This is a genomic window from Ruegeria sp. CDSB114, from assembly GCF_059611025.1.
On the sequence record NZ_JBXWOT010000014.1, the window covers coordinates 1 to 21,798 of the forward strand.

A 21,798-nucleotide genomic window follows, 5' to 3' on the forward strand; every position below is an offset into this window, starting at 1 on the left:
ACCGTCGGCGCCGGCGTTGTGTCGAAAATCGTCGAGTAATTCGCGCAAGCGAATGATCAAATGGAAAGGGCGCCCATCCGGCGCCCTTTTTGATGCTAGGTTCTGATCAGTGCGTTTTTCTCAATGTAATCAGCGCATTCTGAGAAGCCACGCAAACGAATCTTTTGCAGTTCGTTCACTGTTACCGGAAGGTCGTACCCTGCTTGTCTGGATAGCCCTTCGCACTGGGGGCCAACTCTGGCGGCGCAACCAGACAGGACACCAGTTCCGATCCAAATCAAAATCAGAAATCGCATTGCGGAACCTGAACTATCGTTTCTTCGTTGTAGATGGTGCTGTCCACAAGTGTCATTTGCCCTCGTAGCATAATCGCGTTTTCGCTGGTTATGCCTTCCGGCAGCTTGAGTGACAGAACTCGGGCAAAGGTCTCACCAATTTTTGCCGCGTTTTCCACAGTCATTACTTGCTCAGATATTCGGAGCTGATTGTCCGGCGCATCGACAATTTCCCGGTAGTCGAGCTTATATGCCTGAATGGAAAAACTGACGGGCTCAATAATTATTCCTTTTGGGTTTTTCACCTGGATTCTGGCGGCAAGCGTACAGTCATCGTGAATTTTCGAGGTAACGGTCAAGGTCGCGTGAGAAGAATGATCCTGTCGAACAAGAACATACCAACCGGCGACCAACGCGGCTGTTATCACAACAATTTTTTGGACAATGTCCAACAACTTATCGGCAGTTTCCATTCACCAACTCTCCACCATCGTTTGGTCACCTGCGGCATTGGCACGCAAGAAAATGCCAGGCAAAGCCTATTTGAGGTGAACCATCGTATATTGGTTGGCTTGAAATCAAGAAGTTAGCTGGAATTTCCCCCGGAACCCTTCTGTGGCCACCAAAAGGCGTGAGATCCAGAAATGCGACAACAAGAGGAGTGGTCCTTACCTGTGCCAGTTTGGTAAGGGTCGACAATTTGAGTGCGACCACTCGTGATCAGCCTGCTCGGAGTTGCGAAGGATTAATCCGCCGCCAGTTGAGCAGCAGCCCTAACAGCCTTGATGTTCTTGCCGTAAATTTCAGGTTTGTCCACCGACCCGCCCTTGAAAACCGCCGATCCGGCGACCAGCACATCTGCGCCCGCCGCAGCGACCAGAGGGGCAGTTTTGGGGTCTACACCACCGTCGATTTCGATGTGCACCGGGCGGTCGCCGATCATCTGGCGCAGGCGGCGGATTTTGCTGGTCATGTCGATGAACTTCTGGCCGCCAAAGCCGGGGTTTACAGTCATAACGCAGATGAGATCGGTCAGGTCCAGCAGATGCTCGACCGCTTCGGCCGGAGTGCCCGGGTTCAGCGCGATACCGGCCTTCATCCCTGCGGCGCGGATGGCCTGCAGGGTGCGGTGCGAATGCGGTCCGGCCTCGATATGGGCGGTCAGCACATCGGCCCCGGCATCCGCATAGGCCTGAATGTAGGGATCGACCGGCGCGATCATCAGATGCACGTCCATCACCGTTTTGACATGCGGGCGGAAGGCTTTGACGGCGGGCGGGCCAAAGGTCAAGTTCGGGACAAAATGGCCATCCATCACGTCGATATGCACCCAGTCGGCGCCCTGCGCCTCGATGGCCTGAATCTCGGCACCGAAATTGGCGAAATCGGCGGACAGGATCGACGGGGCGATCTTGATAGTGCGGTCAAAGCTCATGGTGGCCTCGTGTCATCTGAACAGTTGAGGATGCGTATAGCGTTGAGGTCAGATGATGGATAGCCCCCGCGACAATCGCGCCGTAACAAAACTTTCACCTTACTGACACACAGCCGTTGAACAGTGGCTGTAGCTGACCGCCAAGACGAATTGGGGGTGGCCTGTGCTGCGTATCGACAAACTGACCAAACGCTTCGGCGAAAACATAGCCGTGGATGCGGCGACCTTGGATGTAGACAAGCCGTGCATGATCGGCATCATCGGGCGATCCGGCGCCGGGAAATCCACCCTTTTGCGGATGGTCAATCGCCTGACCGATTCCAGCGAAGGCAAGATCCTGTTCGAAGGCCGCGATGTCACCCAGTTGAAGGGGCGAGACAAGCGGGCGTGGCAGGCCGAATGCGCCATGATCTTTCAGCAGTTCAATCTGGTGCCGCGCATGGATGTGGTGTCGAACGTGCTGCATGGCACACTGAACCGCCAATCGACACTGGCCACCATGTTCAACCTGTTCCCGATGGAGGACATCCACCGCGCCATCGACATTCTGGATCGTCTGGGCATCGCCGAACATGCGCCGAAAAGGGCCGAGGCCCTGTCGGGCGGACAACAACAGCGTGTCGCCATTGCGCGGGCGCTGATGCAGGACCCCAAGATCATTCTGGCGGACGAACCGATCGCCTCGCTGGACCCGATGAATGCCCAGGTGGTGATGCAGGCTCTGCGCCGTATCCACGAAGAGGACGGCCGCACGGTCATCGCCAACCTGCACACGCTGGACACCGCGCGCCGCTATTGCGACCGCGTTGTTGGCATGCGCGACGGCCGCATCGTCTTTGACGGGTTGCCCGAACAACTGACCACCGGCGTCGCCCGCGAGATCTATGGGGCCGATGCGAGTTTCTCGGAAGAGGCGACCTCGACCGAGATCGAAACGCTCGACGCCACCCAGAAGGCCCTGATGGAAGCCGAAGCCACCATCTGAGCCACCCCAACCACCTTTCATTGCCCGGCCCGATGAGAGGTCGGGGATATCAACCCGGAGAGAGACAGATGAAAAACCTAATTGCTGCCCTTGTTGCGACCACTGCCATGGCCGCGCCCGCTATGGCGCAGGAAATCAGCGAATTCCGCATTGGTATTCTGGGCGGCGAAAACGCCCAAGACCGGATGAGCAAAAACGAATGCCTGCGCGAATACACCGAAGAGCTGCTGGGTGTTCCGACCAAGCTGTTCGCCCCTGCCGATTATAACGGTGTGATTCAGGGCCTGCTGGGTGGCACGATTGACGTCGCTTGGTTAGGTGCGTCGGGTTACGCCAAAACCTATCTGAGCGATCCCGAAGCGGTTGAGCCGGTTCTGGTCAAGGTCAACAGTGATGGCGGCTATGGCTACTACTCGGTAGGCTTTGCGCGCAAAGACAGCGGCATCGCCTCGCTGGACGACATGAAGGGTAAAGCCTTTGGTTTTGGTGATCCGAACTCGACCTCGGGCTACCTGATCCCTTCGATCGAGATTCCACAGGCCACCGGTGCGACCATGGACTCGGGCGATTACTTCGGTGAGGTCAAGTTCACCGGCGGTCACGAACAGACTATCGTTGCGGTAAACAACGGTGACGTTGACGGCGGCGTGACCTGGGCCGACGGTCTGGGCGATTGGGAAGACGGCTATCAGTCGGGCGCGCTGCGCCGTGCTGTGGATGCCGGTCTGGTCGACATGAACGATCTGGTCCAGATCTGGAAATCTGCTCCGATCCCGGAAGGCCCGGTTGTTCTGCGCAAGGCTCTGCCCGAGGATGTCAAAGTTCAGGTCACCGAACTGTGGAATACGCTGGATGAAAAAGACCGCGAGTGTTTCTACGGCGTGGCAGCAGGCGAAGCCAAGAGCTTTGATCCCATCACGCACGAAGCCTACGAGGTCATCATCGAAGCGCGTAAGCTGAAGTCGAACTAAGCCTGCAACTCACATGATCGGGGTCCGGTGTTATACCGGACCCCGTTTTCTCAGGAGCATTCTATGACAGACCTGACCGCAGGGTCCCACAGTGTCGATCAGATCCGCGACGAATACTCAGAAATGACCCGGCGAAAACGGGCTTATGGTGGCATTCTCCTGATCCTGTTTGTGGCTTTGATGGCTGCAGGGTTCCGCACTGCGGATGATCGAAACGCAGGCAGTTTCGTTGACGGTTGGCGCAGGGTTTTCGACTATCCGGCCGAAGTTCTCTCGGAAGCGTGGGAAAAGATCGGCGCGATGCCGGAAAATCTGATCCGGTTCTTTCCGGCCTTGATCGAGACGATCAATATCGCGGCAGCATCAACCCTGATCGGTACGATTGTGGGGACATTTCTTGCCCTGATGTCGACACGGGGCATGGCGCAGTGGCCATCTCTGATCCCATTGTTTCGTCGGATTTCCGATATCTGCAGGGCCATCCCTGAAATCGTTATCGCGCTGGTTTTGATCTTTATTCTCGGCGGCGGTCCGGTTCCAGCAATGATTGCGATTGCCATCCATACCGCCGGTGCATTGGGCAAGCTATTCTCGGAAGTGAACGAGAACGCTTCGCTGAAGCCGATTGAGGGGCTGCATTCGGTGGGCGCGAACTGGTCGCAACGGATGTATTTGGGCGTGATCCCACAGGTCGGACCGAACTATGTCAGCTATGCCTTGCTGCGGTTCGAGATCAACATCCGTGCCTCGGCCATCCTCGGTTTCGTCGGTGCTGGCGGTCTGGGCTATGAGCTGCGCAACGCGATGTCATGGGGGCAGGGGCGCTACGACGAGGCCGCGGCCATCTTCCTTCTGCTTTTTGTCACAATCGTGGTCGTGGATCAGCTGTCCGGCTATCTGCGGGATCGCCTGACCCACGGGTCTGAAAAAGGAGCTTCGGCATGACGACCTTTGCCACTGATCTGTCGACAGATGACCTCAAGGCCGAGGCCGGTCGTCTGTTCAACCGCAAACGGATCGTGAATTTCGGGTTGCCCGGCCTTGTCGCTGTTTACCTGATCTACGTGTTCTTTGCCTTTGACGTGCCGGGCTTGGCAGGGCGCGCAAACTGGGAAAACGGCAAGACGCTTGTTGCCGACACCTACAGTTACAAAACCCATGTCACGCGAGACAATCGCAATGGAGAGGTGTCCGTTGCGGTCGAAGGGGACCGCAAAGGCACCTATCCCGACGGAACCGCACCCGATTGGGTGGCGCTGGGCGAAACCACGATCATTGACCTGGAGGATGGTCACGTGGTGCGTTTCGGCCCTGAGACAATCGAATATGATATCCCCGGCTATGGCGTCGTGCGCGCCACACCCACCCGCGCCTCTGGGGTGCAGGCCGAGCTACCGGCGGGCGAGGTTCCAGACTGGATCAACGTCTCGAAAAACCGGCTGGCGATCACCACCGATGCGGGGCGTCTGACCGTGACCCGCAACCGGTCCGAAGTGTTCTGCTATTTTCCAGGATGGGAGCTGTTCTGGTTCACCCTCGACAGCCCGTATTATGGCAAATCTTTCCCCGAGTTGGTCAGCCGCGCCACCGCCGGTGAGGCCGGTGCCATTTTCAACGATTTCTGGACCAACAAGATCTGGCGGCATCAGGATGTGGCCTGGGCCATCTTCGAGACGATCCTGATGGCGTTTCTGGGCACCATGGGGGCAGGGATTATCGCCTTGCCACTGGCGTTCCTGGCGACGCGGAACTTTAACCCCTTGCGGTCGGTGCGCTTTGCCACACGGCGGGTGTTCGACTTTGTACGCGGTGTGGACGCCTTGATCTGGACCGTTGTTCTGGCACGGGCCTTCGGCCCAGGGCCGTTGACCGGAGCGCTGGCAATTCTGGTGACCGATACCGGGACATTCGGCAAGATATTCTCAGAAGCGCTGGAGAATGTGGATGAGAAGCAGATCGAGGGCGTGCAGTCGACCGGTGCGAATGCGCCGCAGCGCTATCGCTTTGGCGTGATCCCACAGATCACCCCGGTGCTGTTGAGCCAGCTTTTGTACTTTCTCGAATCCAACACCCGCAGCGCGACCATAATTGGCGCGATTACTGGCGGCGGCATTGGTCTGTTGCTGACGCAGGCGATCATCACTCAGAAAGATTGGGAAGAGGTCGCCTATTACATCGTTCTGATCATTCTCATGGTGATGTTGATGGATTGGTTTTCGGGCTGGTTACGGCGTCGTCTGATCCAGGGCGACAGCGGCAAGAAGAGCAAGCCGAGCAACGCGAAAACCAAAGATTTTATTCTGCCGTGAGCGCAGCTTGAAAGGTCAGGACTATGGCACGATTGCGCACGGATGAACCGTTCATCCATCCCGATTGCCAGATTACCAACAGCAGCTTTGGTGCATTTGTCGAGATTGGCACCGGCAGTCGGATCGCCAACGCGGTCTGGGGCGACTATTCCTATTGCGACCGGACCTGCGACATCGCCAACGCCCAGATCGGCAAGTTTTCGAACATTGCCAGCTTTACCCGGATCGGCGCCACGGATCACCCGTTGCAAAAGGCCTCGCTGCATCATTTTAGCTATCGGTCGGCTGACTATTGGGACGATGCCGAGGATGATGCGGAGTGGTTTGCCCATCGCGCAAACCGGATCGCATATATCGGGCATGACACATGGATCGGTCACGGAGCGATCATCAAGCCCGAGGTGACAATCGGTAATGGTGCGGTCATCGCATCCGGGGCGCTGGTGACCAAAGACGTACCGCCCTACATGATCGTTGCTGGGGTGGCGGCCCAACCACTCCGCCCCAGGTTCCCACAAGCGGTTGCGGATCGGATGGAGCAGTTGGCCTGGTGGGACTGGGACAACAGCCGCTTGCGTGACGCATTGCCGGATTTTCGCAAACTAGAGGCCGAGGCGTTTTTGGAGAAATACGAATAGCTGGCCCTGTGACCCCAGGTGCTCCCGCGCCCGCAGAAGCATCGGCTTCGCCCGGCGCTACGCCCAACGGGATGAAACCTCCGATAGGTGGTTGAAGACGGGCGGGAGGCTTACGGGATCAATCCTCGTTCAGGGTCAATGTGACCCGTTCTCCGGCAAAGGTTGTTCTTCCGAATTCGACAGGATTGCCCTCGGGATCTGCATTGATTCCGATCGAAAACAAGACTGGTGCGCCCTCGGGCAGGTGCAGGTGCAGAGCTTGAGTTGCCGTGGCAGCCCGCGCGGTCAGGCGGGTTGAGATGCGCGTGTAATCCGGCACATCGCATCTTTGCAGGGCTTTGGTGACGGATTGGGTTTCGGTCAGAATCTGCAGAATGTCAGGAAATCGCTTGGCCGGAAAAACGCTTTGAAACAGGCCGATGGGTTGCCCGTCGGCCAGAGACAGACCGTCATAGACATGCACCGTGTCGCCGGTATCAAGCCCCAATGCTTCGGCCTCGGCTTCATCCGCGGCCCGTGTGGTCAGGGCGAGGATCTTCTTGCCGGGCATCTTGCCGCTGGCCGAGATGCTCTTGTGGTATCGCACCCGCTTACCAATCGGATACTCGGTTGGTCGGGTGGCGACGAATACACCGGCCCCGCGCCTAGAATGTACCAGCCCCTGGTCGGCCATGTCAGACAGCGCCCGACGAACCGTGTGGCGGTTAACGCCATGCGTTGCGGCCAGTTGCGCTTCGGTCGGCAGCCGGTCACCGGTTTGATATCGCCCTTCGGCAATGTCCGACGTCAGGCTTAGGGCGATGCTTTTCCAGATCGGCGTTTTGTTCATGTCACCAAAAATTCACACAGTTGCGATTGCGAGTCGCCGGGCGGCGGTCTATGATTTGTATAGTTGTATAGGATAAGTAGACAACCCCGCCAAGAGGCTTTGATGACACAACAGATAGATTCCGCGACCGAGGCGCGTAAGATGTGGATGGGCCTGCTGGCCCGCGCGCCAGATGAAGCCACGTTGGCGCTGTGGGAGGGTCTCACGGACCGTCCCGGCTTTGAATGGCTGCGCAGCCCCGAAGTGGGCGGCGTGATGGTGCGCGGACGTACCGGCGCCACCGGGGCGCCGTTCAACCTGGGTGAAATGACGGTCACGCGCTGCTCGGTGGTCTTGCAGGATGGCACGGTCGGACATGGCTATGTTCAGGGCCGGTCAAAGCCCAAGGCCGAAGCTGCAGCTGTGATTGATGCGATGATGCAGACTGCGGCAGCAGACCATGTGCGGGAAAACCTGCTCGGTCAGCTGGAACAGAAAATGCAGGCGGTCAAAATCGCGCGGGCGGCAAAGGCGGCGGCAACCAAAGTAGAATTCTTCACGCTGGTTCGGGGAGAAGATTGATGACTGCGCAAACTCAATTCTCGGGCGGGTTCCAGAACATACCGGTTGATTCCGCACATGCTTTTCGCGCGGCGATGACGGTGATGGCACGCCCTGGCGAAATCCGCAGCCTGTCAGGGGCCGTGCCCCCTGCGCCTTTGTCGGTAGCAGCGGGCACTTTGTTGCTGACTTTATGCGACCCGGAAACCAAGGTACATCTGGCGGGTGAGCTCGACACCGACGCTCTGCGCGAATGGCTGACCTTCCACACCGGCGCGCCGCTGGTTCCTGCTGCCGAGGCAGATTTCGCCGTCGGCACTTGGGGCGAAATTGGTGGGCTGGATCGCTATCGCATCGGAACTGCCGAGTATCCGGATCGGTCAACCACTCTGATTGTTGAGCGTGACAGCCTGGATCAGTCCGGTGCCATTTTGCACGGTCCCGGTATCAAGCAGAGCGCAGGCTTGAACCTACCCGATATCCCTGCGTTGCAACGTAATGCGGCTCTTTTCCCTTTGGGATGTGACTTCTTCTTTACCTGCGGTGACAAGGTCGCGGCCCTGCCGCGCAGTACCCAGATCAGCGCGGAGGGTTAAGCGATGTACGTTGCCGTCAAAGGAGGCGAAAAGGCGATTGAGAATGCCCATGCCTGGTTGGCCGAAGAGCGCCGAGGCGCCCCGGATGTGGCCGAGCTTAGCCTGGTCCAGATCCGGGAGCAGCTGAGCCTGGCGGTGAACCGGGTGATGGCAGAAGGATCGCTGTATGATCCAGACCTTGCCGCACTTGCGATCAAACAGGCGCGTGGCGATCTGATCGAAGCGATCTTTCTGATCCGCGCCTATCGCACGACATTGCCGCGTTTTGGTTATTCCGAACCGGTTGAAACTGGCAATATGGCCTGTGACCGTCGGATATCGGCGACGTTCAAGGATGCGCCGGGCGGGCAGGTGCTGGGCCCGACATTCGACTACACCCACCGCCTGCTAGATTTCAAACTGGCTGCGGATGGCGAAACTCTACCCGCGCCCGAAAGTACGGCGCGACACGAGCCGACCCCGCATATCACCGAATTCCTCAAGGGTGAGGATATTATTCAGGACGAGCCGGTCAGCGATGCTACGCCTGGCGACCTGACCCGAGAACCGCTGGAATTTCCGGCGGACCGTCCGCTGCGGTTGCAATCGCTGGCGCGCGGGGATGAGGGGTTTGTGCTGGGCATGGCCTATTCGACTCAGCGCGGCTATGCCCGCAACCACGCCTTTGTTGGCGAGCTGCGGATCGGCAAGGTCGCGGTCGAAATGGACATTCCCGAACTGGGCTTTGCCATCGAGATCGGCGAAGTCGAGTTGACCGAATGTGAGACGGTGAACCAGTTCCAAGGCTCAAAGACTGAGCCGCCACAGTTTACACGCGGCTATGGGCTCGTCTTTGGCCAGTCTGAACGCAAATCCATCGCCATGGCTCTGGTCGACCGGGCGCTGCGGTGGGAGGAGTTGGGCGAGGACAATCTGGGCGCACCTGCACAGGACGAGGAATTTGTCCTGAGCCACTCAGACAATATTCAGTCAACCGGTTTCCTCGAACATATCAAGCTGCCGCATTACGTGGATTTTCAATCCGAACTGGAACTGGTGCGCAAGCTGCGACGCGAGGCCGAGGAACGGGCTGCATCGAGGGAGGCTGCGGAATGATCTCTGAACGCTTTGCCCTACAGGCTCGTCCTACGGTTCAAAAACCAGTCGCTGCCCTGATTGGGCGATTTTCTGCCGAAAGCTTCGCGCGAATTCACGATTTCAAGCGATTCCCATTCGCACGAAAGGTCGCGGGCCATGGCCCCGAGGCGCCACTTTGCGCGAAAATTGCGCCAGATAAAATAGAGCATAATCGCCAAAAAGAGCGAACAAATACCAAATACGTCCATAAAAACACCAGAAACAAAATAGTTACATCAAATGACTGAATATAACTTCGCATATCTGGACGAACAAACCAAGCGGATGATCCGTCGGGCGATCCTCAAGGGGTTGGCTATTCCCGGATATCAGGTGCCATTTGCCAGCCGAGAGATGCCGATGCCTTATGGCTGGGGTACCGGAGGCGTGCAGGTATCTGCCGCAACTTTGACCCCGGACGATACGTTCAAGGTGATTGATCAGGGCGCGGATGATACGACCAATGCCGTGTCTATCCGTAAGTTTTTCGAGAATACGGCGGGCGTCGCCACCACCGAGGTAACAGAGAAGGCGACGGTCATCCAGACCCGCCACCGCATCCCCGAGGCGAAGCTGCGCGCGGATCAGATTCTTGTCTATCAAGTGCCGATCCCGGAACCGCTGCGGTTTCTGGAACCGCGCGAGACCGAGACACGCAAGATGCACAGCCTCGAAGAATACGGGTTGATGCACGTGAAACTGTACGAAGACATCAGCCAGCATGGTGCGATCTCAACCGCTTATGCTTATCCTGTGATGGTCTCGGACCGTTATGTGATGGACCCGTCCCCGATCCCGAAATTCGACAACCCAAAGCTTGAGATGGACGCGATCCAGCTGTTTGGCGCGGGCCGCGAGCAACGTATCTACGCGGTGCCACCGCATACCAAGGTCGTCAGCCTCGATTTCCAGGATTACCCGTTCGAGGCCACCAAGGCCGACCATCCCTGTGATCTGTGCGGGGCCGAGGACAGCTATCTGGATGAAGTCATCGTGGATGATGCAGGCACCCGCATGTTTGTTTGCTCGGACACAGATTATTGCCGGTCGCGCCGCGAGGCGGGCCATGTGGGCCGTTTGGCCAGAGAGGATGCCGCATGAAACGAGAAGATGTGCTTGGAATTGACCACCTTGGTCTTACGGTTTCGGACCTCGACGCCACGCGGACGTTCTTTGTCGATGCGCTGGGTTGGGAGGTCTTCGGCAGCAATCCGGATTACCCGGCGGTTTATGTGACCAATGGCGCGGCGAAGCTGACGCTTTGGCAGCAAAAAGGCAAGGGGTTACAGGGGTTTGACCGGCACAAGAACGTGGGGTTGCATCATGTTGCCTTGAAAGTTCCCGATGAAGAAGCGCTGACAGCGGTTTTCGAGGCGGTCAAAGACTGGCCTGCTGTCGCTGTCGAGTTTGCACCTGAACCCTCGGGTTCAGGTCCGAAACTCCATTTCATGATCCGAGAGCCGGGCGGCAATCGGATCGAGTTTTCATATGACCCAAGGTGAATGAAATGACACCGCTGCTGAGTGTACAGGATATCAGAAAATCCTACGGGACCCGTATTGGCTGTACCGATGTGAGTTTTGATCTCTATCCCGGCGAGGTGATGGGGATCGTGGGTGAGAGTGGTTCGGGCAAGTCAACCCTGTTGAACTGTCTGGCGGGTCATCTGGAGCCGGATGCGGGGCAAGTGATCTTTGACACTCTTGCAGACGGTCCGGTGGATACCGTGACCATGTCGGAACCTGAACGCCGGATGCTGAGCCGCACCGATTGGGCATTCGTGCACCAACATGCGCGCGATGGCTTGCGTATGTCTGTCAGTGCGGGCGGAAATATCGGCGAACGACTGATGGCCGTAGGTGGCCGCCACTATGGCGATATCCGCGACAAGGCGATCGACTGGCTGGGTCGGGTTGAGATCGAAGCGGAGCGGGTTGATGATCGTCCGACCGCGTTTTCCGGTGGCATGCAGCAGCGCCTGCAGATCGCGCGGAATCTGGTGACCGGCCCCAGGCTGGTCTTCATGGATGAACCGACTGGTGGTCTGGACGTCTCGGTACAGGCTCGCCTGTTGGACCTGTTGCGCGGGTTGGTTCGGGAAATGGGGCTGAGCGCCATCATTGTCACCCATGATCTTGCCGTTGTCCGTCTGCTGGCGGATCGGCTGATGGTGATGAAAAGCGGTCATGTGGTCGAGGCCGGATTGACTGATCAGGTTCTGGACGATCCGCAGCATGCCTATACGCAACTGCTGGTGTCCAGCGTGTTGCAGGTATGAGGGCCGGGACAATGATTGAACTGAACAATGTCAGCAAAAGCTTTACCCTGCACAATCAGGGCAGCGCAGTGATCCCGGTCATGCAGGGCGCTACGCTCAGGGTTGAACCGGGTGAGTGTGTGGCGCTGACCGGCGCGTCGGGGGCAGGTAAATCCACCTTGATGCGGGTGATCTATGGCAACTATCTGGCTGCCTCGGGTCAGGTTCTGGTCGGTGGTTTAGACGTCGCAAAGGCTGAACCGCGCGAGATATTGACCCTGCGGCGCGAAACGCTGGGCTATGTCAGCCAGTTCCTGCGTGTTGTGCCCAGAGTGCCAACGCTTGAGGTCGTGGCCGAGCCGCTTCTTGCCGTTGGTTGCGATAAACAGAAGGCACTGGACAAGGCCGCGGGTCTGCTCGAGCGTCTGAATATTCCTGAACGGCTCTGGTCCCTTAGTCCGACGACCTTTTCGGGCGGCGAACAGCAGCGCGTGAACATCGCGCGCGGCTTTGCCCATGAATACCCGGCCATGCTGCTGGATGAACCCACAGCCAGTCTGGATGCGCAGAACCGCGAAACCGTCCTGTCCCTGATCCTTGAGGCGAAAGAGCGCGGAGCGGCGATTGTCGGCATCTTCCATGATGTTGACGGGCGGAAACAGGTTTGCGATCGCGAGATCAACGTTTCGCAATTCACGCCGGGAATTGCGGCATGATGCTTGCCCCGGTCATAGCGGTTGTCGGTCCGTCAGGTGTCGGCAAAGACAGTGTGATTGAGGCGTTGGAAGCCCGCGCAAAAGGTATCCAGCGGCTGCGCCGTGTCGTCACCCGCCCCGAAGGCGAAGCGGGGGAAGATTTCAAACGGGTCACAGATGACGCGTTTCGACAGATGGAAGGTGAGGGCGCATTCGCGCTCAGCTGGCATGCACATGGGTTGCTCTATGGTGTGCCGAAAGAGATCGCGCAGCAACGTCAGGTGGCGGAGGCAGTTCTGGTCAACCTGTCGCGCGCTGTGTTGTTGCAGGCGCAAGAGATCTTTGGCGATCTGATTGTTATCTCGTTGACTGCAGACGCGAGCGTTCTAGAGCAACGCTTGTCATTGCGCGGGCGCGAAAGTGACAGAGAACAGGCGCGTCGGTTGGGCCAGGCCAAGACCCCGTTGCCTAAGGGGCTGGTCCGGGTGATCGAGGTCGACAATTCTGGTGCTCTGCAGGATACGGTGGCCAAAATATTGTCCCGCCTTCAGTTGGAAAGCGCATAGCGATGGATCAGGTGAAACCGTCCATCCTCGGCCTCGCCCATCAGGGCCAGATCCGCAATTCGAAAGGGCTTCGGCAAAAGCGGCCCCAGATGGTTTTCCAGGGTGCGCTGGACCGAATCCAGCACGGGCTTGTCCAACCTGCCGCTCAGGGTGATGTGAAACCGAAACGCGTTCAGCACATAGGGGTAACCCCATTTGACCAGGTTGGCGTCCTGATCCGGTGTCAGTCTGGAGGTGCGGCGATGGTCAAGTTCAGCCGCCGACGGTGGGGACCGGAACATATCAAGCTCTTGAACACAGGCGGCGGCCAACGCGTTCAGCGCGGCTGTGTCGCCCAGTGGTCGCAGGGCCAGAAACCGGCCAAGGCGGGCAATCTCAAGACCCTCCATCATGATTGCGCATTGGCTGGCAGCAAGGGTGGCGCAGGCCTCTTGCAACGCTGTGACGGATTGCCCCTCGCGCAGGCGGAACGGGGGTTTCATGGTCGCGTGCAGCCCGTATTTTCGCGGTACCTCCGTAACCGCTGCAACATCCACACCATCCAGCCCAGGATGGGCGACCGCGGTGCCAGCCTCCATGTCCCAGCCCAGCCAATGGGTTGCGAATTGCGTCCACTCCGCCGTGGCGGGTGGCGCAAAATAGATCGCGTATCGCGTGAATGTCACATTGGCCTCCTATTGCGTGGCCTTCCAATACCTCAAACTGTGTGAAGTTCAGATGACAGAAGAATTGATCCTTGCCAATGCCACGCTGATCCTGCCCGACGAAACCATTACCGGCAGCGTCCGGGTTCAGGGCGACAGCATCACCGAGATCGATACAGGCGCGGCGGTTCCAAGCGGTGCAATCGATTGTGAGGGTGACTATGTCAGCCCCGGCCTGGTCGAGCTGCACACAGACAATCTGGAACGTCATATCCAGCCCCGCCCCAAGGTCGACTGGCCCCATGCGGCGGCAATTCTTGCCCATGACGCCGAACTGGCCAGCACGGGCATCACAACCGTGTTCGATGCGATGCGCGTCGGGTCGATCCCGACTGGTCCGCGCTACAACAAATACGCACGTGGCCTGTCCCGCGAGCTGTGGCAGTTACGGGAGCAAGACGCCTTAAAAATCAGCCATTTCTTGCATTTGCGGGCCGAATTGTGTTCAGAAACGCTGGTCGAAGAACTGGATGAATTCGGCCTCGAGGACCGTGTCGGGCTGGTGTCACTGATGGACCACACGCCCGGTCAGCGTCAATTCCGTGATATCTCAAAGCTCGAAAGCTATCTGAAAGGAAAGCTGGGGTTGGAGGGCAAGGAATTCCAGCAGCATGTCGCGGACCTCAAGGCGATGAGGGACAGGAACGGCGAAAAGCACGAGGTGGAAACCGTAAAAGCGGCCAAGCGTTTTGGGGCCATGCTGGCCAGCCATGACGACACCACCCGGGAACAGGTACATGTGTCAGCGGGCCACGGTATCCGGCTGGCCGAATTCCCCACTACCGTCGAAGCGGCGCGGGCTTGCCATGATCACGGGATCAAGGTGATGATGGGGGCGCCGAATGTAATCCGGGGCGGGTCACATTCGGGGAATGTCGCCGCCAAAGAACTGGCCGATCTGGGACACCTGGATATTCTGTCATCGGACTATGTGCCGGCCGCGTTGTTGCTGTCGGCGGCACGGCTGGGGGAGATGTGGGGCAACATGGCCCGTGGACTGCGGACCGTTACGATGTCCCCGGCGCAGGTGGTCGGGCTGGAAGACCGTGGCGAGCTGCGCGCAGGCGCACGCGCCGACGTCATACGGTTCCGGATGCGTGAAGGCGCGCCTGCCCTGAACGGAGTGTGGTCGCGAGGGCGACGTGTGGCCTGATCAGGCCCTGTAGAAAAGGTATCGGTCGGGTGCGATGGTCTCCGGTCCGGTGATCTGTTCAAACCCAACCAGTGGTTGGCCGGATATCAGCAGCCCACCGGGCAGCATGACCTGAGCGATCAGCGGGCTGAGCATCGCCGCCTCAGCCACATCATCCTGCTTGATACCGCGCCCGAAATCGTAATGTGCCAATGCTATTTTTGGGCCACCGGCTGCTAGTTTCTTTAACATAGGACCCGCTTCGCCCTGCAGAAAATCCTCTGCCGGAGGGGTGCTGGACGGGTGGCACTGTAAAACCCTGTCCATGACCCAGATGCGCCGGTCTGGTAGAATTTCACGTAGGTGATCATAGGTGCGGCCATTCCCCAAACCCATGTCCAGTATATCGCCGCTCGTATCTGTAATCTGATCGACCGCCCAGTTCAGCCCGTCGCGTTGGGCCGTCAGGCGGCGCAGCATTGAATCCAATCGGCTCATTCGGGTCTCCGTGATCTATCGTTTTTTGGGGCGGTCCAGACGGTCGCCGGACCATCCAGAAACCGCGTCAGAAGGTCCTGCGTAAAGGACCAGACTTCCTCGTCATGCACCAGGTGATGCGTCAGGATGCCAAACGGCTCGGTATTGTCCGCAGGCCCTTCGCGCCTGTCCCGCAGCAGATCTGTGGCCTGAGCGATCAGCTTGTCCCGAGGGGCCAACCCCCGTGACCCGCGCCAGTCGATCGGGTCCAGATGCGTGTTGACCTGCATAAGGCCAGGTGCCGCCATCTTTACCTTTCGGGGGGTGGCGGTGGACAGGATGCGATATCCCAGGCCCGGCAATTCCTGAACCATCTCTGACGCGATCCGGTTCCAGGGTGGCACAAACATAGGGCACAGCTTGTCTGGGAACAGGCTCTGTAACCGGATCAGCCCGGCCCGCGCATCGCTGCGGATGTCCTGAATGGGGCGATGCAGTCGAAACTCCGATTTTTTCTCGTTTGTCGGAGCGTGGTTTTGATGGGCCCAGCCATGGACCACCGGTATCAATGCGGACGAGCCTTCGACATGGGTAACTAGATCTTCATCTGCGTCACGCGGAATAATCGCCAGATGAACCGGCAGTTCCAGTGATGCGGACAGCGCCTCCAAACGTTCCAACTGTGGCGTGACACAGACCGCGTCATCATCCCTCCACCACAGCGGCAGAGACAGCCCGTCCCGCCGCCACAGATCAAGCTCGGTCATCAGGGGGTGCCAATCACCGGTCATGAGCGTGATCCAACAGTGATCTTACAATCTCGACAGATTTTGCAGCCCCGTCAAAACCCTGACCGGCACTTGGCCGCGCGGGGGCGGCCAGAACGGCCTCGACAGCCTGCACCAGGGTATCTTCGGACAACTTGTTGCTTGGCAATACGTCGATCGCGCTGAGCTTCGACAGGCTTTGGCTGCGCAAAGTCTGTTCGACTTCGCTTCCGTCGTCGAAGGGGATGAAAACCGAGGGTACGCCAGACTGCAGAATGTCCAACGCCGTGTTGTAGCCGCACATGCTGACCGATGCGGCGGCCAAGGGCAGCATTTGTCGAAAGTCCGGGCGCACCGGTTCCAGCGTGACAGGGGCGTCGCCAACACCTGCTGTCAGGCGTTCTATGCGTGCTGCGGAGTCCAGCCCGCCTACCAACAGGCGCCAGCGCCAGTTGGTCATCTTTCGTGCGGCCTCGATGGCTGCCCGAAAGATCGGCTCGCCCACCGATCCACCGCCAGCGCTCACCAGAATCTCACCTTTACCAATCCCGTCGGGATGCGGGGTCGGTGCCGTAGGGGCCACGAACCCGGTATAGAACAGGCGATGCGCCAGACGTTCCGAGACTGGCCAGCTTACACTCAGCGGGATCATGCTTGGGTCTGAATGGACAAGGACACCGTCAAAGAGGTCAAGAATGATCTCCTCGGTGCGCTGGGCTTTGGCAGGTTTGGACGGGGGCGCCAGTATATCCCTGACTGATCCCAAAATAACCGGACGGGGACCCTGTGTGTGGGCCGCCTCCAACAGGGCGTCGAACTCATCCGCCAGAGATCTGCGGCCAAAGGGGTACAGCTCGGTGATCAGCGCATCCGGGGCAAAGCTCCGCAGCGCCTCTGTCAGGGCAACCTTGCGAGCGTCGAAATAGGCAGCATCTGCGACCTCATCCGTTTGCGTCAGCAATCGCGTAAAATTGGTGCCGTCTGAGCGCAATGGCGGCAGCCCTAGCAAGTCGATCCCGGTATGGTCCAGCTGCGGCGCGGGCATTCCGCCCGAGACCAGCAAGACCTTGTGACCCTCAGCGGCAAAGGCCCGGCCCAATGTAAGTGCGCGGCTCAGATGTCCGGTGCCCAGCAGATGGGTCACAACAATCATCACCCTCATATGCGGGTCTCCTGCCGGATCAAGCGGATAGGGTCAGTTTCGGGGCGCATGGACTCCATGTCCACGATATAGAGGCGGTTGCGCTTGATCTTAAAGGGGGCGGGGCCGTCAAAATCCCATCCCCAGGCGCGGGCCAGAATGACCCGCATGATGCCGATATGGCAAACGGCTACGGTATTTTCGCCAAGGCTTGCAAGCCAAGGTTCCAGCCGCTGCCAAATTTCGGCGGGGCTTTCACCTCCGGGGGGTAGGAAACCCCAACCCCAATCCTCGATATGGCGATAACCGCTTGCGGGATCGGCAATGAGATCGGTGCCGTGCTGCCCCTCCCAAGCACCCCAGTTCATTTCCGTGAGGGCCTCGGACTTCAACGGTTCGCGCCCAGTAACCAGTTGTGCCGTCTGGGCCGCACGCGCCAAGGGACTGGACCAGACCATAGCCTGATCCCAAGGGGAGGGCAGGGAATAGCATGCCAGTTCTGTCTGTGCCTGTTCATCTAATGGAATATCGCTGCGCCCCTGAATGCGCCCGGCGCGGTTCCACGCCGTATGCCCGTGGCGCAATAGGGCGAGCTTGCTCATGTGGATGCCTCCAGCAAAGGATCAACAGCCGTCCAGAACCGATCAGTTGCATCTGGCATCAGGTGGCGCGCGGCTATATATGCGGCCGATTGGCTGCCTTGAGAAGACCGCAGTGCCGGATTGTCCAGAAGAGTGCGCAGCCTTGCAGCCAGCCCCTTGGCCCCTTCAGCAACCGAAGGATAGTCGGACGGCATAAGCACATCCCGGACGCCCGGCCTGTCTTGCGCGACCACGGGGATACCATGTGCCTGAGCCTCTAGATAGATCATGCCATAGGCCTCATTCACGCCGGGCCAGACCATCAGGGATGCGGTAGCATAAGTCTTGCGCAGCGCGTCGCGATCAAGCTGCCCCAGAAACCGGACTTTCGTGCCAAACTTGGCCATCAGCGCTTCGATTTCGGCGCGGGCGGGACCATCGCCCGCAATAGACAGGGACCAATCGCCCTGCAGGTGGCGCAGTGCCTGTTCAAGCACCCGGTAAGAGGCCAGCTTGTCGCCGTGTCGCATCATGCCCACGGCCAGCATCGGGCCATCGCAGCTAGAGGCCTGCGGCAGCGAGGAGGCGGGAAGAAACGGCGGAAGCTCGACAAGCGCCTGATTTCCGAACTGCTCGCGTTCCAGCGTGATGAGGTCATTGGCGGTGTGATAAAAGATCACCCGGGCCGCGTCGCAGGCCTGATGGGCCGCTTGGGCAAACCCTGACCATGGCCCCTGAATGCGGCTGTAGGCACGGGTGCTTTCAAGCTGAACATAGGGTATGTTTCGCGCCGTACTTACACGGGGTCCAATCAGATCAGGGGCCTTGTAATAATTGTGATAGGTCACCCATAGTGCAGTGTCAGCAGGTAGGTCGTAGGTCAGGCGCAGCACCTCGGCTTCAGCCTCATGGCGCAGTTTGGCCTGGACCTCTTTGTCGCCGTGCTTGTCGAATACGCGTAGGTCCGAGGCCAGATCCACCGCATCCCCTCGGGCTTGGATTGCAAGAAGAAGATTTCGTGCCATTTCCCGGTCCCCCGACGGCACCGGGCTGTTGGGGGATTTCATCGGGGCGTAGAAGGCGATGCGCGGCATCAGCTCTTATGCGCGCCCAGCGCGCTTAACCTGGCAGACAAAAGCGCTATGCCCGGGTCCATGCGGAATTCGGCGATCAGGCGATCATAGGCAGCGCCCGCCATACCAGCAGCTTGTGCGGGGTTGGCCGCCAGCTTTGAGATCGCATTTGCCAGCGCGACCGGATCGTCGTCCGTCAGGACGCCATGCGTGCCTGTCTCGATAAACTCAGGAATCGCAGAAACGGGGGTCGAAAGGATTGGCAGATATTGCGAGGCGGCTTCCATCAACACATTGGGCAGGCCATCCCGGTCCCCATCTGCGGCGATCCGGCTGGGCAGAACAAACAGGTCTGCTGTGCGCATCGCGGCGATGACCTCGGGTTGGTCACAGGCCCCTTTCCAGGTGATGCGCCCGGACAACCCGGCCGATGCGGCCCGGTTCTGCAAAGTATCACTCAGGCTTCCTCCGCCGATATGCGTCCAGTGCCAGTCAAGATCTTCCGGCAGCATGGCGAATGCATCAATCAGGCGATCAAAGCCTTTCTTTTCGACCAACCTCCCAACGGACAGCATATGAAAAGGGCTGTCAGCGGGGCGTAAGCCGCGTTCCGGCGGGGCTGGAAAGCGGCCCAGATCCAGCCCGTGATAGATCAGTTCAACCCGTGCCGGATCGTCGGCTAGGCTGCGCAGATGCTGGGCGCCGATCGCGGTGCAGGTTGCACCAAAAGCTGCTCCGTAAGTGTCGGAGTGCAACTTTTCCGATTTTTCCCAATCCGGTGACGTCCAGATATCTTTTGCATGGGCTGAAAAGCTCCACGGAAGGCCGCGCATGATCGCGGCATAGCGCGCGACCGACGAGGGCGTATGCATGAAATGCGCATAGAGAACCTGTGTGCTGGCGGGCAATTCCGCAGCCAGAACACAGGCCTGGCCGAACCGACGGATGCGGTTATGCGTGGGATCGCGGCGCAAATCAGCGCGCCAGACCTTATGGGCCGCGCCGTATCCCGGCAGACGCTGCGCTTGTTCGCGGGCAGCCCATATGCGCTGAGGTTCTTGATACAGATATTCCGGCAGATATCGAACCTGGCCACGAAACCTGTCGTGCAGCGGATGCCGTTTCACATCGGTTGGATGACGCAGGGACCAGATGTCGAACTGATGGCCTGCCTCTTGCAGAGCAACAAGTTCCTGCGCGATGAACGTTTCGGACAGGCGCGGCCACCCTTTGACCAGCACCGCCAGATTGGGTGCGCCTGCGGTCATCCGGTTGCCCGTTCCTGTTCCTGATTCAGCAATACCTCAATGCGCCCGGTGACATAGTCCAACCCGTCCAGCAGGCCCTGTTCAATGGCCTGAGACGGCAATGGCTGATGTGGTAGGTCGCGAATGGCACGGACCATGGAATCGGTTGTTAGCCCGTCACGGAACTCGTCCAACATCCGGATCAGTCCCAGATCCTCGGCGCGTGAGGCACGTATCCACTGTTCCATACGTGGGCTGGTCCGTGGAACAATGACGGCGCGTTTGTCAAAGGACAGGACCTCGCAGAACGTATTATACCCGCCCATACAGACAACGCCAGCCGCGCCGTGGAACAGCGTTTCGATCTGGGATTCAAAGCCGACGGCGGTCACACGCCCGTTCAAGGCGGCCACACGGGTTTCGAATTCGTCCCGCAGATCACCTGACAGGAACGGGCCATAGACCAATACCGCGCGTGGTGACAGGTCGGGGTCCTTTTCGTAAGCCGAAAGAACCAGGTTCACCATCGCCTTGCCGTCCCCACCACCACCTGGGGTAATCAGGATATAGGGCTGTTCCGGTGGAGTACCGATTGGCCCCAGATCACGACGCAAATAGCCAGTCCAGTGAATGCGCGACTGGGCCGCGTGATTCAGAGGCAGCCCCTTGGTCGGATCATAGATCGAACGCAGCCCGTAAACCCAGATTTCATGATAGAATCTTTCGGTCGCTGCAGTTGCCTCTTTCCGTTCCCACTCTGCGGCCAGAACTTCGGGTTCATCCAGAACATCACGCAAACCCAGCACTAGTTTGGTGCGCTGCGAGAGCAACAGGTTTTCGAGTGTTGGCAATAGCTCGCCGCGGAACCCGGTGGGTTCTTTGTCTACGATCAGAATGTCCGGGTCGAACTGCTGAACGGCGGTCTGAATCAACCCCGATCGCAACTCGGTCACCTCGTCGATCCCCATCCCGATTGTCTGAGACGCGTATGACCCGTCCGCCCGTTTGGTCACGCCAGGCAGACGCACGTGGTCGACCCTGCGCGGAAATGTGAACCGGCCAGCGACGGGCGATCCGGTCAGGATCAGGGATGATGCCGTTGGATCCGCCTGCGTAATTGCGGCGGCCAGTGCACGAGACCTGCGCAGATGGCCCAGCCCGAACGTGTCATGGCTGTAGAACAGGATCCGTGGCGCGCGGCCAGTAGTATCGTTTTGTCTTCCTAGGCTCATGCCTTCGCCTGTCTTAAGTGTCTTGGTGTCGGTCCGCGCATCGGCACCTGTTAGCCTATCGTCTTTCACCCGTCTTGCCAAAGGGCCTTGTGACCCGCCGACTGGAAGGGACTGCGTAAAACGTCAGCCATTCCTCTGGTAAGCCGCAAGGTGCCTTTTCGTTTTTGCGCAAAGACCTTAGCTGCTTGCCCGAAAGTGTATGCCCAGCCCGTCATATTCAGTTTTGAAGCGG

26 protein-coding genes are annotated in these 21,798 nt (G+C 58.9%); 15 read left to right on the forward strand and 11 right to left on the reverse strand.

Annotation, left to right across the window (positions count from 1 at the left end):
• Nucleotides 1-283: 283 nt before the first annotated feature.
• On the reverse strand, nucleotides 284-748 hold the full coding sequence (locus tag AC2FIP_RS19705) for a hypothetical protein (RefSeq protein ID WP_496787819.1): 465 nt from the start codon (nucleotides 746-748) through the stop codon (nucleotides 284-286).
• Nucleotides 749-1,020: 272 nt separating this feature from the next.
• Nucleotides 1,021-1,710: a ribulose-phosphate 3-epimerase gene (gene rpe, locus AC2FIP_RS19710; protein WP_496709905.1), complete on the reverse strand. Its 690-nt coding sequence runs from the start codon at nucleotides 1,708-1,710 to the stop codon at nucleotides 1,021-1,023.
• A 163-nt stretch (nucleotides 1,711-1,873) separates the two neighbouring features.
• Here rpe and phnC point away from each other — a divergent pair, with 163 nt between their 5' ends.
• The 5 genes from phnC to AC2FIP_RS19735 all read left to right on the forward strand — a co-directional run bounded on the left by phnC (nucleotide 1,874) and on the right by AC2FIP_RS19735 (nucleotide 6,613).
• Nucleotides 1,874-2,695: a phosphonate ABC transporter ATP-binding protein gene (phnC, locus tag AC2FIP_RS19715; RefSeq protein ID WP_496751028.1), complete on the forward strand. Its 822-nt coding sequence runs from the start codon at nucleotides 1,874-1,876 to the stop codon at nucleotides 2,693-2,695.
• Nucleotides 2,696-2,763: 68 nt separating this feature from the next.
• Nucleotides 2,764-3,666, forward strand: coding sequence for a phosphonate ABC transporter substrate-binding protein (gene phnD / locus AC2FIP_RS19720; RefSeq protein ID WP_496703501.1), 903 nt, complete (start codon nucleotides 2,764-2,766; stop codon nucleotides 3,664-3,666).
• Nucleotides 3,667-3,729: 63 nt separating this feature from the next.
• On the forward strand, nucleotides 3,730-4,611 hold the full coding sequence (gene phnE, locus AC2FIP_RS19725) for a phosphonate ABC transporter, permease protein PhnE (RefSeq protein WP_496787822.1): 882 nt from the start codon (nucleotides 3,730-3,732) through the stop codon (nucleotides 4,609-4,611).
• Nucleotides 4,608-5,975, forward strand: a complete 1,368-nt coding sequence (gene phnE, locus AC2FIP_RS19730; RefSeq protein ID WP_496703502.1) for a phosphonate ABC transporter, permease protein PhnE — start codon at nucleotides 4,608-4,610, stop codon at nucleotides 5,973-5,975. Before phnE (AC2FIP_RS19725) ends, phnE (AC2FIP_RS19730) begins: the two co-directional genes overlap by 4 nt.
• A 23-nt stretch (nucleotides 5,976-5,998) precedes the next feature.
• Nucleotides 5,999-6,613 carry an LbetaH domain-containing protein gene (locus AC2FIP_RS19735; protein ID WP_496787823.1) on the forward strand — a complete coding sequence of 205 codons (615 nt, stop codon included), beginning with the start codon at nucleotides 5,999-6,001 and terminating at the stop codon, nucleotides 6,611-6,613.
• A gap of 118 nt (nucleotides 6,614-6,731) precedes the next feature.
• Here AC2FIP_RS19735 and phnF read toward each other — a convergent pair whose 3' ends face one another.
• The gene (gene phnF, locus AC2FIP_RS19740; protein ID WP_496787825.1) at nucleotides 6,732-7,442 is read right to left on the reverse strand and encodes a phosphonate metabolism transcriptional regulator PhnF; all 711 of its coding nucleotides are present in this window, start codon (nucleotides 7,440-7,442) and stop codon (nucleotides 6,732-6,734) included.
• Nucleotides 7,443-7,544: 102 nt separating this feature from the next.
• On the opposite strand from phnF, the gene phnG reads away from it, so the two are divergent.
• Genes phnG through AC2FIP_RS19785 form a run of 9 tightly spaced genes read left to right on the forward strand, consistent with a single transcriptional unit; the run spans nucleotide 7,545 to nucleotide 13,212 of the window.
• On the forward strand, nucleotides 7,545-8,003 hold the full coding sequence (gene phnG / locus AC2FIP_RS19745) for a phosphonate C-P lyase system protein PhnG (protein ID WP_496787826.1): 459 nt from the start codon (nucleotides 7,545-7,547) through the stop codon (nucleotides 8,001-8,003).
• Nucleotides 8,003-8,578 carry a phosphonate C-P lyase system protein PhnH gene (phnH, locus tag AC2FIP_RS19750; RefSeq protein ID WP_496787827.1) on the forward strand — a complete coding sequence of 192 codons (576 nt, stop codon included), beginning with the start codon at nucleotides 8,003-8,005 and terminating at the stop codon, nucleotides 8,576-8,578. The genes phnG and phnH overlap by 1 nt, the downstream gene beginning before the upstream one ends.
• 3 nt (nucleotides 8,579-8,581) lie before the next feature.
• Complete coding sequence (locus tag AC2FIP_RS19755) at nucleotides 8,582-9,673, forward strand: carbon-phosphorus lyase complex subunit (protein WP_496787829.1); 1,092 nt, start codon at nucleotides 8,582-8,584, stop codon at nucleotides 9,671-9,673.
• Entirely contained in the window at nucleotides 9,670-9,942 is a 273-nt protein-coding gene (locus AC2FIP_RS19760; RefSeq protein WP_496787830.1) for a hypothetical protein, read from the forward strand. The genes AC2FIP_RS19755 and AC2FIP_RS19760 overlap by 4 nt, the downstream gene beginning before the upstream one ends.
• Nucleotides 9,935-10,795, forward strand: coding sequence for an alpha-D-ribose 1-methylphosphonate 5-phosphate C-P-lyase PhnJ (locus AC2FIP_RS19765; RefSeq protein WP_496787832.1), 861 nt, complete (start codon nucleotides 9,935-9,937; stop codon nucleotides 10,793-10,795). The genes AC2FIP_RS19760 and AC2FIP_RS19765 overlap by 8 nt, the downstream gene beginning before the upstream one ends.
• Nucleotides 10,792-11,196, forward strand: coding sequence for a VOC family protein (locus AC2FIP_RS19770; RefSeq protein ID WP_496787833.1), 405 nt, complete (start codon nucleotides 10,792-10,794; stop codon nucleotides 11,194-11,196). Before AC2FIP_RS19765 ends, AC2FIP_RS19770 begins: the two co-directional genes overlap by 4 nt.
• Before the next feature lie 5 nt (nucleotides 11,197-11,201).
• Nucleotides 11,202-11,972 (forward strand): phosphonate C-P lyase system protein PhnK, encoded by a 771-nt coding sequence (phnK, locus tag AC2FIP_RS19775; RefSeq protein WP_496787834.1) that lies wholly within the window; start codon nucleotides 11,202-11,204, stop codon nucleotides 11,970-11,972.
• An 11-nt stretch (nucleotides 11,973-11,983) separates the two neighbouring features.
• Nucleotides 11,984-12,667, forward strand: a complete 684-nt coding sequence (gene phnL, locus AC2FIP_RS19780) for a phosphonate C-P lyase system protein PhnL (RefSeq protein WP_282022252.1) — start codon at nucleotides 11,984-11,986, stop codon at nucleotides 12,665-12,667.
• Nucleotides 12,664-13,212: a ribose 1,5-bisphosphate phosphokinase PhnN gene (locus AC2FIP_RS19785; protein ID WP_496787835.1), complete on the forward strand. Its 549-nt coding sequence runs from the start codon at nucleotides 12,664-12,666 to the stop codon at nucleotides 13,210-13,212. Before phnL ends, AC2FIP_RS19785 begins: the two co-directional genes overlap by 4 nt.
• On the opposite strand, the gene AC2FIP_RS19790 is transcribed toward AC2FIP_RS19785, so the two are convergent.
• On the reverse strand, nucleotides 13,194-13,877 hold the full coding sequence (locus AC2FIP_RS19790; RefSeq protein WP_496709914.1) for a DUF1045 domain-containing protein: 684 nt from the start codon (nucleotides 13,875-13,877) through the stop codon (nucleotides 13,194-13,196). The two genes, AC2FIP_RS19785 and AC2FIP_RS19790, sit on opposite strands and share 19 nt — an antisense overlap.
• A gap of 52 nt (nucleotides 13,878-13,929) precedes the next feature.
• On the opposite strand from AC2FIP_RS19790, the gene AC2FIP_RS19795 reads away from it, so the two are divergent.
• On the forward strand, nucleotides 13,930-15,069 hold the full coding sequence (locus AC2FIP_RS19795) for an alpha-D-ribose 1-methylphosphonate 5-triphosphate diphosphatase (protein ID WP_496787837.1): 1,140 nt from the start codon (nucleotides 13,930-13,932) through the stop codon (nucleotides 15,067-15,069).
• On the opposite strand, the gene AC2FIP_RS19800 is transcribed toward AC2FIP_RS19795, so the two are convergent.
• The 7 genes from AC2FIP_RS19800 to AC2FIP_RS19830 are packed head-to-tail and all read right to left on the reverse strand — an operon-like array spanning nucleotide 15,070 to nucleotide 21,566.
• Complete coding sequence (locus tag AC2FIP_RS19800; RefSeq protein WP_496698837.1) at nucleotides 15,070-15,546, reverse strand: class I SAM-dependent methyltransferase; 477 nt, start codon at nucleotides 15,544-15,546, stop codon at nucleotides 15,070-15,072.
• Nucleotides 15,543-16,316, reverse strand: a complete 774-nt coding sequence (locus AC2FIP_RS19805) for a polysaccharide deacetylase family protein (RefSeq protein ID WP_496787839.1) — start codon at nucleotides 16,314-16,316, stop codon at nucleotides 15,543-15,545. Before AC2FIP_RS19805 ends, AC2FIP_RS19800 begins: the two co-directional genes overlap by 4 nt.
• Entirely contained in the window at nucleotides 16,306-17,454 is a 1,149-nt protein-coding gene (locus AC2FIP_RS19810; protein WP_496787840.1) for a glycosyltransferase family protein, read from the reverse strand. The genes AC2FIP_RS19805 and AC2FIP_RS19810 overlap by 11 nt, the downstream gene beginning before the upstream one ends.
• The gene (locus AC2FIP_RS19815; RefSeq protein WP_496787841.1) at nucleotides 17,451-18,035 is read right to left on the reverse strand and encodes a histidine phosphatase family protein; all 585 of its coding nucleotides are present in this window, start codon (nucleotides 18,033-18,035) and stop codon (nucleotides 17,451-17,453) included. The genes AC2FIP_RS19810 and AC2FIP_RS19815 overlap by 4 nt, the downstream gene beginning before the upstream one ends.
• Nucleotides 18,032-19,108: a glycosyltransferase family 4 protein gene (locus tag AC2FIP_RS19820; protein WP_496787842.1), complete on the reverse strand. Its 1,077-nt coding sequence runs from the start codon at nucleotides 19,106-19,108 to the stop codon at nucleotides 18,032-18,034. The genes AC2FIP_RS19815 and AC2FIP_RS19820 overlap by 4 nt, the downstream gene beginning before the upstream one ends.
• On the reverse strand, nucleotides 19,108-20,355 hold the full coding sequence (locus tag AC2FIP_RS19825; protein WP_496787843.1) for a glycosyltransferase: 1,248 nt from the start codon (nucleotides 20,353-20,355) through the stop codon (nucleotides 19,108-19,110). Before AC2FIP_RS19825 ends, AC2FIP_RS19820 begins: the two co-directional genes overlap by 1 nt.
• Entirely contained in the window at nucleotides 20,352-21,566 is a 1,215-nt protein-coding gene (locus tag AC2FIP_RS19830) for a glycosyltransferase family protein (RefSeq protein WP_185956733.1), read from the reverse strand. The genes AC2FIP_RS19825 and AC2FIP_RS19830 overlap by 4 nt, the downstream gene beginning before the upstream one ends.
• Nucleotides 21,567-21,798 lie beyond the last annotated feature (232 nt).

Bases quoted from the DNA above. Each gene is read 5' to 3' on its own strand.
- AC2FIP_RS19705 (WP_496787819.1), bottom strand. From the start codon at position 748: ATGGAAACTGCCGATAAGTTGTTGGACATTGTCCAAAAAATTGTTGTG.
- rpe (WP_496709905.1), bottom strand. From the start codon at position 1,710: ATGAGCTTTGACCGCACTATCAAGATCGCCCCGTCGATCCTGTCCGCC.
- phnD (WP_496703501.1), top strand. From the start codon at position 2,764: ATGAAAAACCTAATTGCTGCCCTTGTTGCGACCACTGCCATGGCCGCG.
- phnE (WP_496787822.1), top strand. From the start codon at position 3,730: ATGACAGACCTGACCGCAGGGTCCCACAGTGTCGATCAGATCCGCGAC.
- phnE (WP_496703502.1), top strand. From the start codon at position 4,608: ATGACGACCTTTGCCACTGATCTGTCGACAGATGACCTCAAGGCCGAG.
- AC2FIP_RS19735 (WP_496787823.1), top strand. From the start codon at position 5,999: ATGGCACGATTGCGCACGGATGAACCGTTCATCCATCCCGATTGCCAG.
- phnF (WP_496787825.1), bottom strand. From the start codon at position 7,442: ATGAACAAAACGCCGATCTGGAAAAGCATCGCCCTAAGCCTGACGTCG.
- phnG (WP_496787826.1), top strand. From the start codon at position 7,545: ATGACACAACAGATAGATTCCGCGACCGAGGCGCGTAAGATGTGGATG.
- phnH (WP_496787827.1), top strand. From the start codon at position 8,003: ATGACTGCGCAAACTCAATTCTCGGGCGGGTTCCAGAACATACCGGTT.
- AC2FIP_RS19755 (WP_496787829.1), top strand. From the start codon at position 8,582: ATGTACGTTGCCGTCAAAGGAGGCGAAAAGGCGATTGAGAATGCCCAT.
- AC2FIP_RS19760 (WP_496787830.1), top strand. From the start codon at position 9,670: ATGATCTCTGAACGCTTTGCCCTACAGGCTCGTCCTACGGTTCAAAAA.
- AC2FIP_RS19765 (WP_496787832.1), top strand. From the start codon at position 9,935: ATGACTGAATATAACTTCGCATATCTGGACGAACAAACCAAGCGGATG.
- AC2FIP_RS19770 (WP_496787833.1), top strand. From the start codon at position 10,792: ATGAAACGAGAAGATGTGCTTGGAATTGACCACCTTGGTCTTACGGTT.
- phnK (WP_496787834.1), top strand. From the start codon at position 11,202: ATGACACCGCTGCTGAGTGTACAGGATATCAGAAAATCCTACGGGACC.
- phnL (WP_282022252.1), top strand. From the start codon at position 11,984: ATGATTGAACTGAACAATGTCAGCAAAAGCTTTACCCTGCACAATCAG.
- AC2FIP_RS19785 (WP_496787835.1), top strand. From the start codon at position 12,664: ATGATGCTTGCCCCGGTCATAGCGGTTGTCGGTCCGTCAGGTGTCGGC.
- AC2FIP_RS19795 (WP_496787837.1), top strand. From the start codon at position 13,930: ATGACAGAAGAATTGATCCTTGCCAATGCCACGCTGATCCTGCCCGAC.
- AC2FIP_RS19800 (WP_496698837.1), bottom strand. From the start codon at position 15,546: ATGAGCCGATTGGATTCAATGCTGCGCCGCCTGACGGCCCAACGCGAC.
- AC2FIP_RS19805 (WP_496787839.1), bottom strand. From the start codon at position 16,316: ATGACCGGTGATTGGCACCCCCTGATGACCGAGCTTGATCTGTGGCGG.
- AC2FIP_RS19810 (WP_496787840.1), bottom strand. From the start codon at position 17,454: ATGAGGGTGATGATTGTTGTGACCCATCTGCTGGGCACCGGACATCTG.
- AC2FIP_RS19815 (WP_496787841.1), bottom strand. From the start codon at position 18,035: ATGAGCAAGCTCGCCCTATTGCGCCACGGGCATACGGCGTGGAACCGC.
- AC2FIP_RS19820 (WP_496787842.1), bottom strand. From the start codon at position 19,108: ATGCCGCGCATCGCCTTCTACGCCCCGATGAAATCCCCCAACAGCCCG.
- AC2FIP_RS19825 (WP_496787843.1), bottom strand. From the start codon at position 20,355: ATGACCGCAGGCGCACCCAATCTGGCGGTGCTGGTCAAAGGGTGGCCG.
- AC2FIP_RS19830 (WP_185956733.1), bottom strand. From the start codon at position 21,566: ATGAGCCTAGGAAGACAAAACGATACTACTGGCCGCGCGCCACGGATC.